Genomic DNA, 14226 nt, shown 5'->3' on the forward strand with positions numbered 1-14226 from the left:
GATGTTCTGTGGCGCACTTAACTGAAAAAGTGAATATGACTGAAAATTTTGCACAATTATTTGAGGAAAGCCTCAAGTCTATCGAAACCCGTCCGGGTGCCATTGTTAAAGGTACTGTTGTAGCCGTTCTGAAAGACGTCGTTATGGTTGACGCCGGTCTGAAGTCAGAAGCCGCTATTCCGGTTGAGCAGTTCAAAAATCTGAGCGGCGAAATCGAAGTAAGCGTTGGCGACATCATTGACGTTGCTTTAGATGCGATTGAAGACGGTTTCGGTGAAACCCTGTTATCTCGCGAAAAAGCCAAACGTCACGAAGCCTGGGTACGCCTGGAAAAAGCTTGTGAAGACAAAGAAACCGTTATCGGTGTTATTACCGGTAAAGTTAAAGGTGGTTTCACAGTTGAAGTTGACGGTATTCGTGCATTCTTGCCTGGTTCATTAGTAGACGTACGTCCGGTGCGTGACACACTGCACCTGGAAAACAAAGAACTTGAGTTCAAAGTTATCAAGCTGGATCAGAAGCGTAACAACGTGGTGGTTTCACGTCGTGCCGTTATTGAATCAGAAAGCAGCCATGAACGTGACCAGCTGTTAGAAACGCTGGAAGAAGGCATGGAAGTTAAAGGTATCGTTAAGAACCTGACTGACTACGGTGCATTCGTAGACTTAGGTGGCGTAGACGGCTTACTGCATATCACTGATATGGCATGGAAGCGCGTTAAGCACCCAAGCGAAATCGTTAATGTTGGCGACGAAATTCCGGTAAAAGTACTGAAATTCGACCGCGAAAAACAACGTGTATCTTTAGGTCTGAAGCAAATGGGTGAAGATCCATGGGCCGCTATCGCATCACGTTACCCTGAAGGCGCACGCATCACTGGTCGCGTAACTAACCTGACTGATTACGGCTGCTTCGTAGAAATCGAAGAAGGCGTAGAAGGCTTAGTACACGTGTCAGAAATGGACTGGACCAACAAAAACATCCACCCATCTAAGGTTGTTAACCTGGGTGACTCTGTGGAAGTTATGGTACTGGAAATCGACGAAGAACGTCGTCGTATTTCTTTAGGTCTGAAACAGTGTAAAGCTAACCCATGGGAAGAGTTCGCTAAGGGCTTCAACAAGGGTGATCGTGTAAGCGGTAAGATCAAGTCAATCACTGACTTCGGTATCTTCATCGGTTTAGACGGTGGCATCGATGGTCTGGTTCACTTATCAGACATCAGCTGGAACGCCACTGGCGAAGAAGCGGTTCGCGACTTCAAGAAAGGCGACGAAGTACACGCAGTTGTGTTACAAGTTGACCCGGAACGTGAGCGTATTTCTTTAGGTATCAAGCAGCTGGACGAAGATCCGTTCAACGGCTACCTTGCTGACAACAAAAAAGGTGCTATCGTTAAAGGTGAAGTAACTGCCGTTGACGCTAAAGGCGCTACTGTTATGTTAGAAGGTGCTGTAGAAGGTTATGTTCGTGTATCTGACATCGCGCGTGAGCGTATTGAAGATGCCACTACGGTACTGAAAGTAGGCGAAGAAGTTGAAGCTCGTTTAATGGGTGTTGATCGCAAAAACCGCGTAATCAGCCTGTCAATCAAAGCGAAATTCGAAGCTGAAGAAAAAGAAGCTATGGATACTGTCAACAGCAAGCAACAAGAAGCTGATTTTGGTGGTAACGCTATGGCCGAAGCATTTAAAGCTGCTCAGAAGCAGGATTAATTGCCAGCAAAGCAGGGGGCTTGTGCCTCCTGCTTTATCCAACAGCAGGTTTGCCGGAGGGTCTATGACCAAATCTGAATTAATTGAAAAATTAGCTACTGATTTCCCCCATATTCAGGTCAAGGATGTTGAAGCTTCAGTTAAAGAAATCCTCGAGCAGATGGCACAGTCATTAGCAGGCAACGAACGCATTGAAATTCGTGGCTTTGGCAGTTTTTCACTGCATTACCGTGCACCACGTGTCGGCCGTAACCCTAAAACCGGTGATAAAGTTGAATTAGACGGTAAATATGTACCGCATTTCAAACCGGGCAAAGAATTACGTGACCGCGTAAAAGACAATACCTGATCTCATTGCATTGAGTTTGCAGGCGTAAACGGAGTTTCCCTTGCGCAGACTACTTTATATCGCAGTAATAGTAGCCCTGATTGTAGTAGGGGTGCTGTTTGGTTCGATTAATCAGCAACTGGCTGATTTAAATCTTCTTATTATCAGTGCCCGCTTAAGAGTCGTCGACATAGCACTGATATTCCTGTTGCTTGGCATAACACTTGGCCTGATGATCGCTTTGTTATATTCATTGCAACGTAAAGCTAAGGGTTGGCTGCGTAAATCAACGGATAACAGCTAGCCTATGTTAGAGCTGCTGTTTCTGTTATTACCTGTGGCAGCAGCCTACGGCTGGTTTATGGGCCGCAACAGCGTTAAACATAAAGAGCTGAAAGGCCGCGCCAACATTACCCGCAACTTATCCTCCGGTTTAAATTTTTTACTCACCGATCAGGAAGATAAAGCCATTGAGCAGTTGCTGGAACTGTTGGACATCGAAGCCGCCACTATTGAAACCTATCTGGCGCTGGCCAACTTGTTCCGCCGCAAAGGCGATTGGGATAAAGCCATTCGCATTCATGAAAAGCTGCACCAGCTGAAACTGCCCAAACCACAGGCGCAGCAGATCCAGTTTGAATTGGCGAAAGATTATTTCTCTGCCGGTTTATACGACAGAGCAGAAAAGCTGCTGGTTAATCTGGTAAAATCGCCGGTATTAGCCGAAGCCGCACTAAAACAATTATTCAGTATTTTTATTGCTACGCACGAATGGCATAAAGCGCAGCAATACAGCGATGCGGTCGATAATACTGATTCGCGCTCGTTGCGTATTGCCCAGGCCAATATGCAAATTGAGGCACTCAAACCACAGGCACAGCAAACGCCTGACGCGCTGTTGCAATTGGCAGAACATTATCCGGCCGCTATCCGCCCTAAGTATGAGCTGGCTCAGTGGGCTATTAGCCGGCAACAGCCACAACTGGCAAAATCGGCACTGTTATATATTGCGCAGCACAAGCCACAGTGGAGTGCCGACATACTGCCAATGCTACAACAATGTGAGCTGGCAGATGATGAGTGGTATCAGTTACTCAGCCAGTTAGCCAATAAACAGCACAACATCAGTGCCATAGTAGAGTTAGCGCGCTGGTTGGCGGAGCACGGTTCAGCCACTGCCGCAGAGCAATTTTTACTGGATAAGCTGAAACAACAACCGGGGATCCGCTTATTTCAGCAGCTGTTGCAAATACGCCAGCAGCAATCGGCCCCCGCAGCCGACGTATTGTCTTCTGTGGAAGAGCTGGTGAACGCCTACCTGGAGAAGAAATCGTTATACAGTTGCCGCAATTGTGGCTTTAAAACCCGCAAACATTATTGGTTGTGTCCGTCATGTCAGCAATGGGAAAGCGTAGAGCCTATTCGCGGTATCGATGGTCGTTAGAAGGAAAGTACATGTCTTGTCAAACCCCGGTGGTTGTCGCCCTTGATTTTGAACAAAAAGCCGCTGCACTGAATTTGGTCAGTCAGTTAGACCCGGCCTTATGCCGGTTAAAAGTCGGCAAAGAAATGTTCACCCATTTTGGCCCGCAGTTTGTGCAGGAGCTGCAACAACGCCGCTTTGAAGTATTTCTCGATTTAAAATTTCATGACATCCCCAATACCGTCGCTAAAGCCGTTAAAGCCGCAGCCGATCTTGGCGTATGGATGGTTAATGTGCACGCCAGTGGCGGCAGTAAAATGATGAGCGCGGCCAGAGAATCTCTGGTATCTTATGGTACTGATAAACCACAGCTTATTGCCGTTACCGTGTTAACCAGCATGGAACAGAGCGACTTAACCGAGCTGGGTATTAACCTGACTCCGGCGCAACAGGTGGTAAAACTGGCAGGGTTAACGCATAAGGCCGGTTTAGATGGAGTGGTGTGTTCAGCACAGGAAGCTACACTGTTAAAACAACAATTCGGTAAAGCCTTTTGTTTGGTAACACCGGGTATTCGTCCGGCCAGCAGTAGCCAGGACGACCAAAAGCGCGTGATGACACCGGCTCAGGCTTTAGCTGCCGGCGTCGATTATATGGTGATCGGCCGTCCCATTACCAAGGCTGCACAGCCGCTGGACGCGCTTAACGCCATAGTACGGGAGCTTGCAAACGCTTAATTAATCAGGAGGTTAGGGTGGATGGCATAAACCTCGCAATATTAGTTGGCGGTTTTCTCTTTGTAATCAGTATTATAGCAACTCTTATTTCGGCGCGTCTTGGCGCGCCTATGCTATTGGTGTTCCTGATCATTGGTATGTTAGCCGGCGAAGAAGGCTTGGTTGGCATTCAGTTCGATAATCCTCAGGTGGCGTTTTTAATCGGCTCTATTGCGCTGGTGATCATATTGTTCGACGGCGGCATGCGCACCCACCCGGAGCGCTTTCGCGTCGCCCTGGCGCCGGCGTCAATGTTGGCCACCCTTGGCGTAGTATTAACCTGCGGCATTGTCGGTGTTTCAGCGGCTTATCTGTTAGATATGACCTTGCTGCAGGGCTTATTGCTCGGCGCCATATTAAGTTCTACCGATGCGGCGGCAGTATTTTCAATCTTCCAATCTCAGGGCCTGCGCATTAAAGAGCGGGTGGCGTCTACGCTGGAAATCGAGTCGGGCAGTAACGACCCTATGGCCGTTATGTTGACGCTGACATTGGTCGCTGTGCTGGCCGAAGGTAAAGCCCTGAGCTGGGATGTGGCCGGCAGCTTTTTACAGCAAGCCGTAGTCGGCGGCGTAATGGGGTATGCAGCAGGGCGGGTGTTTGTGTTCTTATGCCGCAAACTGCCGCTTAGCTTTGCCTTTTTTCCGTTGTTGGCTGTGGCCAGCTGTATCTTTATTTATGCTGTAACCAACACCTTTGGCGGCAGCGGCTTTTTAGCTGTTTATCTAATGGGTTACCTGGTCGGCAATGCCAGGCTGCCGCAAATTATTCATATTTTGCGCATGCACGATGGTTTGGCCTGGATCAGTCAAATTGGCATGTTCCTGATGTTAGGTTTGCTGGTAGTACCGAGCAACCTGATGAACCACTTGGTGCCGGCGTTAATTTTGGCGGCGGTGCTGATTTTTATCGCCAGACCCATCGCGGTGTTTCTCAGCTTAATTCCGTTTCGTTTTCCGGCGCGTGATCAGCTGTTTATCAGCTGGGTTGGCTTGCGCGGTGCAGTGCCGATTATTTTGGCATTGTTTCCGTGGCTGGCCGGCATGCCGGATGAACACCTGTACTTCGACGTCGCCTTTGTGGTGGTTATAGTGTCGTTAGTGGTGCAAGGCTGGAGCATAGTGCCGGTAGCGCGTTGGTTAAAGCTGGAAGTACCGGCCGAACTGGCGCCGGACCAAACCATGCCGCTGGATGCCGTGCCCAGTAACGATGTCATGGAAGTATTAGCATTTAAAGTTACCGATACTTCACCGGTATTAGCCTTAAGCTGGCAGGATCTGCAATTTAAGCAACCCATACAGTTTTTGGGCGTACTACGTGACGGCGAATGGATTTTGCCGGAGAAAAAACCGGTATTTAATGCCCACGACACGCTAATGGTATTGGCTAAGTTAAAGCATGTGCAAAAAATCAGTGAAGTGCTGGCCAAAGATGCAGAGAAGTCTGTGTTAAGTAACAGCAGCTTCTTTGGTGATTTCGTACTCAACGGCAATATCAGCCTGAGCGATTTAGATTCATTCTATACGATAAACTTTGCCGGCGAAGACAAACTGCAAACACTGTCTGCCTATATAGCCCGCAGGTTTCACCGTCGGGTGGTTATCGGTGACCAGGTGCGCTTAGATCAATTGTTACTTACCGTACGCCAGGTGAACGAAGCCGGCGAAGCAACTCAGGTAGGCATAAAGCCGGTAGAAGCCGTCGGTTAAAAAACCGGGCGCCTAGTCAGGCGCTTTGGTTTCCAACAAACGCTCCAGCTTGGTTTTGGCCATCACGTACAAGGTTACCGTTTCTTTTAACTCAGCATGGGCGCTTAGCAGCGCAGCATGCTTTTTTTCCAGTTCATCAAAATCTTTCTTTAACTGCACATATTCCGACAAGCCTTTAAAGATGGCTTTGGAGTAAGTAAGCTCAGCAGTCATACGCTGCGCTTTGGCTAAAATAGCCAGTTGTTCGTCATTGGGGCGAATAGTAAGTGCCATATACAGCCTGTAAGGTAAAAAACAGTATGACTGCATTTTACAGCGTTAAACCCAAATGAAAAGCCTGAATTGAATTCATAACAGCAGAGACATAGATTTTTCGATGCATAACTGATGGCAATAGCCTGTTTAACCGCAAATACATAATATCCTATAATGTATATTATGTTAAATAGGCATTAGGACGCAGCAAGGCTGCTGTCGTCACTTGCCGGAGTCGTCATTAGTCCCACTATCAGACTGATGCACGCCACCGCTCCGGCCAATCTCTTTAGTACTTTGGTAAACTCTTCTTTCAGTTTAGGCGTTGACGCCCTGTCTATGTCGAGCTTCACAAGCACTTCACCTATGTCTAGCCCGCATTTCTCCGCTATGAACATACCTTGCTCTGGCGTTAAGTGCCTTTCAGCTTTTTTAATTTCACTGATATTAGGCTGGCTTAGCTTTGGTATTTCCCTTGATAGAGCACTAAACGAGGCTATGCCCATTTTACTCATGTAAATTTCAATCAACTCAAAGCTGTAGTTCATTCTCAATACCCTTCTGACTTTTCGTAATTCTACTTCAAAAGAATAGAATTAACACCCAATACCAAAAATGGTATTGACCAGCCATACCAATATTGGTATATATGCCAATACCAAATTCGGTATAGGCTGGAACCATGAAACCGACACTAACCGCTCTAACCATCTTAGCTACTGCTGACGGCATCAAGTCTGCCGTAGCTCTGTTAACCGCTAACGGTTTTACCCCGATTTTCAAAGGCAGCAACTTTTCTGACGGCTGGTACGAACTGCCGGAATTGAATTTCTGGATATTCCGTGACCGCATCTACGTTAACGTACACTCTAACCCGGCAAGCACACTGGCCACTGTGGCCCTTAAGTTACACGCTCAGCAGCAGGACTCGGCTATACAGGTTCCAGCCTCTGCCTCTCCTGTTGTTGAGCACCCTGTTATACAGCAACCATCCACAGAATCTGTGGATAACAAATTTCTCTCTGTCATTTCTGCTGCATTATCCAAGCCTGAGGTTTTACGCTCAATTCGCCGTACAGAGCTTCGCCTCAAACGCTCACAAGCCAAGGGCCATACAGCATGAGCGACGGAACTGCATATTTCGGCCTTTTTGGCTTTTTACTCCTCATATCCGGCTTTAAATTAGGTGAAAAATACCTTTATTCACGCAGTGTTACCTGTCTGATTTTTTGCGTTTCTCTACTTTTATCGGCCCTCTGCTTTTTCGTTTTAGCGTTAAGGTTTGCAGCATGACTTTCCCTGTCAATGCAGTAATGCCCACAGAGGGCTTTTTCATTGACAAGCTAAACGTCTATCAGGTGCATGACGCTGATTTGCCATTCATCGGCAAAAACGGCGCTATCGATTTCGACCTGCTGACCGGCGAAACCGACGACGCATTAAAAATCAAAGGCAAGTTGCCTATCATGGCCAGTTACAGCACCTCTATACGGGTGCACTGTGACGGCAACCGTGTTTACGTAGAGGGCAACCCTTCCCGTTTTGGCCGCTGTGAAAATCTCTTTGGCTTCACGTGTATAGACGACTGCATAGCTGTTTATAACCACGTTTTACGCTCACTGGGTTTGCCACCCTTCACAGTTGGCCGCTTTGAGTTCCTGCAGGGCAAGGACGGCGAAAAACAGCGCAAGACCTACACCGGCGCAATTATCACGCATATCGACATTACCAAAAACCATATGGTTGGCGAGGGCGACGAATACGCTTTCCTGCGCGCCATAAGCACCCTGTCACTGCCAAACGGTAAACACCCGTATTTGTACCCTAACGGCGCCACAGTCGATTTCAGCACGTCTAAGTGCGGTCGTGGCAGCAGCTGGGATTACACCAAGTTTTACATTAAGCATATCGACCTGCTGGATAAGCAGAAATCCAACCTTAAAGACGCAACCGACGAAGACTGTGACTACTACCAAAAGGTAATTGAACACTGTCAGGCAAACGGTGTTATCCGTGAAGAACACTCATTTAAAAGCAAGAAGTTGCAGCGTTACGACCTCTGTTACTACGGTTTCGTTACCGTAGAAAAACTCGTAAATCACCCGACGCTGACAACACTCGAGAAGCTGACTAAAACGCTGGAGGCAGCAACTATGGATTACGTAACCATCGCAGACCAGTTACTGGCTAAAAAAATTGTCACCAGTCGTCAGGCGGCGAACGCAACTCAGAGCATGGCTATGTCATGGCTCAATGACCCGCGATTCAACGATAAGACGGCCAAAACATCAACCTATTACGTGCACAAAAAGCGCTTATTGGCATTGGGTTTGGATATATCCATCCCGTTCCGCGCTGACCGTAATGTCCTGCCAATGATACGCAACCAGCGCGAAATTACGCGCTTTGAGTACCGCGACCAGCCCAGCTGGTACAGGGCACCCACTACCCAACCCCGTTTTCAGTTAATCGCTTAGGAGCAATAACATGGCTACAGATACGTTTATTTTACTGTCGGTTTCAGCCGGCATCATGGAAGAAAAAGGCCGCGACCCGATGCCGTATGCATCAATTGAAGTCGCCAACGTCCGCGCAAAAGACAGCAGCCGCGATGGCCGTGTGGTGTATGGCTCGCCGGTGTTAAAGCTCAAACTCATTGACGAGCAAACCGGCCTGCCGAATATCCAGTTGGCCAAGGCGCTGGCCAAAGCCGATTGCTACGGCAAGCCGGTAAATTTCAGTGGTGTTTATGAGCTGGCCAAAGTCAAAGGCGTTGAGCAAATGACATTCACCGTACTGGATGCCGAGCTTGACGCTAAGCCGGTTCCTGTTAAGGCCGCCAGCTAATGGCTCTTTGCGCAGTTCCTGACGCCACCGGCGCGTTAATCGTTACGCAAGCAACGGTTGAGAACTGCACCGGTTTTATTTTATTGGAAAGCGCTGATTCGATGCATTTTATCAATCAGCTTTTCGACCCGAACTTCCTGACTGAAGCGGAATATACAGTTCTGTTTCAGTTGGGGGTGACAATGCCAGTAATGGCGTATTTAGTGGCTTGGGGGTTCCAAGTCGTAATTAACTCATTAAGTGAAAAGGATAAATGAATGGACTTTACAGCAATCACAGGCGCCGTTGATGGTGCCGTAGTAGTAGCGGGTTTAGGCGCAATTGCAGCAATTAAAATTCTGCCTGTTGCCGCCAAATGGGGTTACGGCAAAGTTATCAGCATGCTGGGCCGTTAATCGTAAAAACGGGCGGTTTAACCGCCCTTTCCTTTTGAGGTGTATATGGTTTGGGCATTGGCAGTTTTCGTATTGGGAGCAATAACCGGTGAATGTATCGTCAGAGGTTTTAGTACACGAAATTAAGCGGCTTTCAGCCGCTATCTATCGCCGGCTTATTGCCTGGCTGTTATATCTGGTAAAACACCCCGTTAAAATCATCGTTTTCATCATCAAAGCCTACCTGCTGCTAATGCTGTTCGCGTTTTTTCTGGCATTTTCATTTGGGTCATTTGCACAAGAGGCACCGCCACCAGCTTGTACAGAGGGCGGCCAGTGGATACCTGAATTGCAGGGCTGCGGTATCGTAAAGCCCGAGCAGGCTTGTAAAGTTACTAACGTTCGAGGCCCAACTACTTCCGGCCCATACACGCAAGTTGATAGACCAACCGTTTCATCGTACAACAATTATATTTCATCATTTTCTTATGGTGATCCTTCAGTCACACCAACTTGTCCTGGCACCGCCCAATTCGGTAATTACACAAGTGATTTGGAATTCACTTGTTCGGACCCCGGTTCTTTTGTTGTTCCTTTTGAAATAACCCGTCATAACACCCTTAAAGTTAGACAATTACCACAATGGGCTCAACAGTGCGACCCAATGACCACTACTTCTACCAGCACTAATGCTTTTTCTGTTCCTATTACTGCGCGCATTACAGTAATTTTATCGGACGACGTTGAATGTGAAGCCCCTTATCCGCTGGAAGGTCAAGCCGGATCAAACACATATTGTTACTACGTGCCTCAAGAGCCTTGTGACTGCTCTGAATTAAACGGTGAAGGCTCCTACACATATCAAAGTTTTTTAGCGTCTCCTGACGCTTACAGTCAGGAAAACCCTCCTCAATGTTTGAGCGTCCGCGATAGTGCCGACCCGTCTATACCATCGTGTGATTGCCAGATATTGGCTACAAGGTGGTTTTCTCAGATAGCCAACGTTAACGGCGTTGAAATGGTTCGCTGGCAACCTTTACCGGGCTTAAATGGCGGTGAAAGTGGTGTATTTACCGGCGCTGCCTGTGGCGAGGAAGAGTCTACAACCCCGCCGGCTGAAAAAGAAAACTGCGTCACCATGAAAAACGGCCAAAAATTATGCGTCGCAAAAAAAGCTGAAAAATGCATCACGCTTGACGGTGTTCAACAGTGTGAAGCAGGTTGCGGCACTATTAACGGCGAGTTTATGTGTGCTGAAAGTGACCAGCCCGGCGCACCTGACCCGGACGAGCCTGACGTCGAGCCTGATGATGAAGTCGAAGACCCGGACAAAACAACTGAGCAAATGACCAAGCAGGACTATAAAGACGTCAACAAAGGAATTGAAACCCGCTTAGATTTACTGGCCCAACTCATGGAACGGCAGACCGGTCAAACAACAGTTGGCGGCGCTGCTAATGGTTCAAAAATTGATGCTACTAACAGAATGCTCGGCTCTATCGACGGTAAGTTAAGCGAACTTATTGCACAGGGCGAAGGTGGCGAGGATGGTGGCGACGATAGCAACCCGCAGCCGGACTATTCAACAGATGCCCTTGAAGAGTTCGTTAACCCTAACGATTGGGAGCAGCGCAACTTTGGCACTGTTTTACAGGCTTCTGTCGAACGCATGCAGCAAGCGCCTGTTTTCACTGCTGTTGAATCATTTTTTGATGTCAGCATAACCGGCACCTGTCCAACGTGGCAGACAAACGTTTCTTTGTTTGGTGCTAGTTTAGACATTAACATTGACCAGTTTTGCTCCCCCGAAATGACCAATATTTGGCTGATAATCCGAGCAGTGTTGTTACTTGTTTTTTCTTATTACGCTTTTAGAGAGGCTATTTTATGACAGCTATTAAACAGTGGTTTAAAGACCTTTGGAACGGCTTCGTAGAGTGGCTGGTAGAAGTCGTTATCCTGATACTTACCTTCTTAAAAGATATTGTTCTCACGCTGTTTGAGCTGCTTCTTGATGGCGTAGCCTATATGTTTGAACTGATATCGCCACCTGAATTTTTGGCAACCGGCCTTGGTTCGTTGTTTTCCGCTCTGCCTGATTCCCTTAGCTACTTTTTAATGCAGTCAGGTCTTGCTGAGGGCTTAAGCATTTATGGTGCCGGTGTCACTTTCCGGCTGCTACGCAAACTTTTCACAATTGGCCAATGGTAGGTTTTAGCCATGATTATATTCCACGAAGGATTGCCCCGCTCTGGCAAGAGCTATGAAGCGCTTGTTAAATGGATAATACCGGCCATAAAAAAAGGCCGTAAAGTTTATGCCCGTATTAACGGGCTTAACTATGAAAAGATTGCAGAGCTGTGCGATATAACGCTTGAGCGCTGCCAAGAACTGCTGATACACATACCTAAAGAACAGGTAATGACTATTTACGAGCATATTAGTAATGATGCGCTCGTAATTATTGATGAACTTCAAAACTTTTGTCCTAACGGCAGGCAAAAGCTGACCCCTGAAATGACCGCATTTATCGCTGAACACGGTCACAAGGGTTTAGACATAGTAACAATGGGCCAATCTTTATCTGATTGCCATAGTACGTGGCGCAACCGAACAGAGCGTAAAATCCAGTTTTTAAAACTCAGCATGCTTGGCCTTGAAAAGCGTTATCAATGGACGTCTTACCAAGGCATTAACCAGGCTAACGGTTCTATTAAGTTTGTTAAGTCCAACACCGGAACGGCAACATATGACCAAAAGTACTTTGGTGCTTACGCGTCACATGAGGATGACACCGAAAATAAAGGTAATTTAGCCGACGCCAGGCTAAATGTATTTTCAAGCAAAGCGTTACGTTATGGTATTCCCCTGGCTATTGTTGCCGCAGGTTATGCCGTTTATTACTTGTATGGTTTTTTTAATCCGGCAAGCGTAAAGGCAGAGCCTGTTGCCGCAACTCAGCTAAGCACGGTTCCTCAGCAAAAAACCGCTGAAGCTAAGTTGCAAGTCAGGTCTGAACCTGTGCGCCCCAGCTCGTATGATTTTGTTCAGTCAAACACTGAGCGTTACTCTGCTAAGCTCACTTACATGGCCGGTTACCACGATTACATACAGGATTTTTTGGTCGTTTGGGAGGATAGCTCTGGCCGCATAATGGATCAGCTTTATTACGGTGACTTTAAGCAAGCTGGTTACACTGCATCTGCAAAAGGCAGTGGCGTCGAAGTCTCAAAGGGCAATGTTAAATTGTGGTTTCGCTTTATGCCGCCGCATGAGTCATATGGCCGCGTTCCGGTTCAAACCCAAGAGCAGTTAGTCACATCTTTGTGATGCTTTGCATCTATTCATAAATGCTATCAAAATGCTGCGCCGGCAGAACGCTGCAGCGAGCATTTTGATAGCAAAAATCTGCAACCGCTGCCATCGATCGAACTGCTTTTGATGGCGAAGCCATGCAGCGAGCACGCGACGGAGGAGCGCGCACAGCGGGAACCAAACCACCGCTTGGCTGCAGAAGTCTTTTTCGCGTAAAACCTGCCCTGCCGTTCAATCGGCGGCCGGTTCGCGCCCTGCCGAACCACAGCAGCGCAGCTGCATAAAATCTCTGGCGCAGCCAGGCATTAGATCGCTTTAGCGTTCCGCGCCCAGCGCGTTTTTCTCCGGCCGTCTCCGGCCCCGCAATTTTTTGCGTTTTCCCCCTTCTTAGCGCGTCTCCGCGCCTGCGATTTTTCCGGCTCAAAATACGGCGATTTGCACATGGTTTTTTCTCTCAAAACACCTCGCCGAAGGCGAGCTGTTTTGAGAGAAAAAAGGTCGCCGCGAAGTTCGGAGTCCTATTACATCCGAACTGAGTCCCGAGTTCGGGAGTCCTGCACGACTAAAAACGGAGCTGGGAACGGCCCTAACTATCTGATATAACTTGACTAAGTGGCAAAAATCACGGCCTTTGTACTCTTTATAGGTAAAAAAGGAAGTTTTTACATCAAAATGTTACCGAAAAAGGAACAATTACCGGGCTTTTTGGACATGTATATTTCATGTTTTGGGTACTGGCAAAAACGGCACAAATTGGCAGCTGAATTCTTCGGTGTTTCAGAGCAAACTTGCAAGCGCTGGTGTGACACAAATACCCCCCCTTTGATGGCTCACAGATACCTTGCTGTACACTACAGGGGGTATTTACCGCTTATGGGCGGTTGGTCGCACTTTAGTATCGATTCAAAAGGCGTTCTTCATACACCGCACGGAAACTGCACGGCCGGTGACATCTCGATGATATGGCGCTATAAGTGGACAGCAGAACAGTCAGCAATTCAGCTCAAGGCCACAAGGGAAAAGCTCAAAGAGATAACCAACGGCACAAAATACAAAATGCTGTTGCATACTGCAGATTATCTGAATAGGCTGGTAAAGGATTTTGCCGATTCATAATCAAATACAGGGGTTACAAATGAGTTCACGACAACTTGAGGATATGCAAGAAGAAGCCGCCCGTAAAAATCTTGCAAGTATATTAGGTATTTCTGTTTCTGAGCTGGATGAATTAGATTGGGTTGAGGATACTGAAGAAAGTGAAAATGGAGATCATTATTCTACTATCATAACTTTTTCAGAATCTTGTCCTGAGGAAATTTTATCAAAAATAGAAGGTATAGACTCTAATCGTACTGTCTACATTTTGCTCGGCGAGTTTGGCGATGATGATCATTACCACTATGAACCTGATCACGAGTAGCTGTGCTTTTTAACCTCTGTCTCATTCGGTAATACACCCATTTTTAATTGACGCTAAAAGTAGA

At 47.4% G+C, this 14226-nt stretch carries 18 protein-coding genes; 16 read left to right on the forward strand and 2 right to left on the reverse strand.

From position 1 onward, the window contains the following. The first annotated feature begins 35 nt into the window (after positions 1-35). From rpsA to HRH59_RS08435, 6 genes are all read left to right on the forward strand, one after another. Positions 36-1715, forward strand: coding sequence for a 30S ribosomal protein S1 (rpsA, locus tag HRH59_RS08410; RefSeq protein WP_173500862.1), 1680 nt, complete (start codon positions 36-38; stop codon positions 1713-1715). Positions 1716-1779: 64 nt separating this feature from the next. After that, positions 1780-2064: an integration host factor subunit beta gene (gene ihfB, locus HRH59_RS08415; protein ID WP_134054744.1), complete on the forward strand. Its 285-nt coding sequence runs from the start codon at positions 1780-1782 to the stop codon at positions 2062-2064. 40 nt (positions 2065-2104) lie between these two features. Next, the gene (locus HRH59_RS08420) at positions 2105-2347 is read left to right on the forward strand and encodes a LapA family protein (protein WP_173500834.1); all 243 of its coding nucleotides are present in this window, start codon (positions 2105-2107) and stop codon (positions 2345-2347) included. 3 nt (positions 2348-2350) lie between these two features. Further along, on the forward strand, positions 2351-3487 hold the full coding sequence (locus tag HRH59_RS08425; protein WP_173500835.1) for a tetratricopeptide repeat protein: 1137 nt from the start codon (positions 2351-2353) through the stop codon (positions 3485-3487). Between the two features lie 11 nt (positions 3488-3498). Beyond that, complete coding sequence (pyrF, locus tag HRH59_RS08430) at positions 3499-4203, forward strand: orotidine-5'-phosphate decarboxylase (protein ID WP_173500836.1); 705 nt, start codon at positions 3499-3501, stop codon at positions 4201-4203. A gap of 17 nt (positions 4204-4220) precedes the next feature. Beyond that, positions 4221-5951, forward strand: a complete 1731-nt coding sequence (locus HRH59_RS08435) for a potassium/proton antiporter (RefSeq protein WP_173500837.1) — start codon at positions 4221-4223, stop codon at positions 5949-5951. Between the two features lie 12 nt (positions 5952-5963). Here the strand turns inward: HRH59_RS08435 and HRH59_RS08440 are convergent, their stop codons facing one another. Together HRH59_RS08440 and HRH59_RS08445 are read right to left on the reverse strand one after the other, a co-directional pair. Continuing rightward, positions 5964-6224: a hypothetical protein gene (locus tag HRH59_RS08440; RefSeq protein WP_173500838.1), complete on the reverse strand. Its 261-nt coding sequence runs from the start codon at positions 6222-6224 to the stop codon at positions 5964-5966. Positions 6225-6403: 179 nt separating this feature from the next. Beyond that, positions 6404-6754 (reverse strand): hypothetical protein, encoded by a 351-nt coding sequence (locus tag HRH59_RS08445; protein ID WP_173500839.1) that lies wholly within the window; start codon positions 6752-6754, stop codon positions 6404-6406. A 134-nt stretch (positions 6755-6888) separates the two neighbouring features. Here HRH59_RS08445 and HRH59_RS08450 point away from each other — a divergent pair, with 134 nt between their 5' ends. From HRH59_RS08450 to HRH59_RS08495, 10 genes are all read left to right on the forward strand, one after another. Then, entirely contained in the window at positions 6889-7329 is a 441-nt protein-coding gene (locus HRH59_RS08450) for a hypothetical protein (RefSeq protein ID WP_173500840.1), read from the forward strand. A 166-nt stretch (positions 7330-7495) separates the two neighbouring features. Then, entirely contained in the window at positions 7496-8683 is a 1188-nt protein-coding gene (locus HRH59_RS08455) for a phage/plasmid replication domain-containing protein (protein ID WP_173500841.1), read from the forward strand. A 10-nt stretch (positions 8684-8693) separates the two neighbouring features. Continuing rightward, positions 8694-9053: a hypothetical protein gene (locus HRH59_RS08460; RefSeq protein WP_173500842.1), complete on the forward strand. Its 360-nt coding sequence runs from the start codon at positions 8694-8696 to the stop codon at positions 9051-9053. After that, positions 9053-9310: a hypothetical protein gene (locus tag HRH59_RS08465; protein WP_173500843.1), complete on the forward strand. Its 258-nt coding sequence runs from the start codon at positions 9053-9055 to the stop codon at positions 9308-9310. The genes HRH59_RS08460 and HRH59_RS08465 overlap by 1 nt, the downstream gene beginning before the upstream one ends. After that, on the forward strand, positions 9311-9448 hold the full coding sequence (locus HRH59_RS08470) for a hypothetical protein (protein WP_173500844.1): 138 nt from the start codon (positions 9311-9313) through the stop codon (positions 9446-9448). A gap of 88 nt (positions 9449-9536) precedes the next feature. Next, positions 9537-11318, forward strand: a complete 1782-nt coding sequence (locus tag HRH59_RS08475) for a hypothetical protein (protein WP_173500845.1) — start codon at positions 9537-9539, stop codon at positions 11316-11318. Continuing rightward, positions 11315-11638: a hypothetical protein gene (locus HRH59_RS08480; protein WP_173500846.1), complete on the forward strand. Its 324-nt coding sequence runs from the start codon at positions 11315-11317 to the stop codon at positions 11636-11638. The genes HRH59_RS08475 and HRH59_RS08480 overlap by 4 nt, the downstream gene beginning before the upstream one ends. A gap of 9 nt (positions 11639-11647) precedes the next feature. Next, positions 11648-12757: a zonular occludens toxin family protein gene (locus HRH59_RS08485; protein WP_173500847.1), complete on the forward strand. Its 1110-nt coding sequence runs from the start codon at positions 11648-11650 to the stop codon at positions 12755-12757. 597 nt (positions 12758-13354) lie between these two features. Beyond that, positions 13355-13858, forward strand: coding sequence for a hypothetical protein (locus HRH59_RS08490; RefSeq protein ID WP_173500848.1), 504 nt, complete (start codon positions 13355-13357; stop codon positions 13856-13858). Between the two features lie 19 nt (positions 13859-13877). Continuing rightward, positions 13878-14162, forward strand: coding sequence for a hypothetical protein (locus HRH59_RS08495; RefSeq protein ID WP_173500849.1), 285 nt, complete (start codon positions 13878-13880; stop codon positions 14160-14162). The last annotated feature ends 64 nt before the right edge of the window (positions 14163-14226 follow it).

The sequence above is a fragment of the Rheinheimera lutimaris genome, assembly GCF_013283795.1.
GTDB lineage: Bacteria > Pseudomonadota > Gammaproteobacteria > Enterobacterales > Alteromonadaceae > Alishewanella > Alishewanella lutimaris.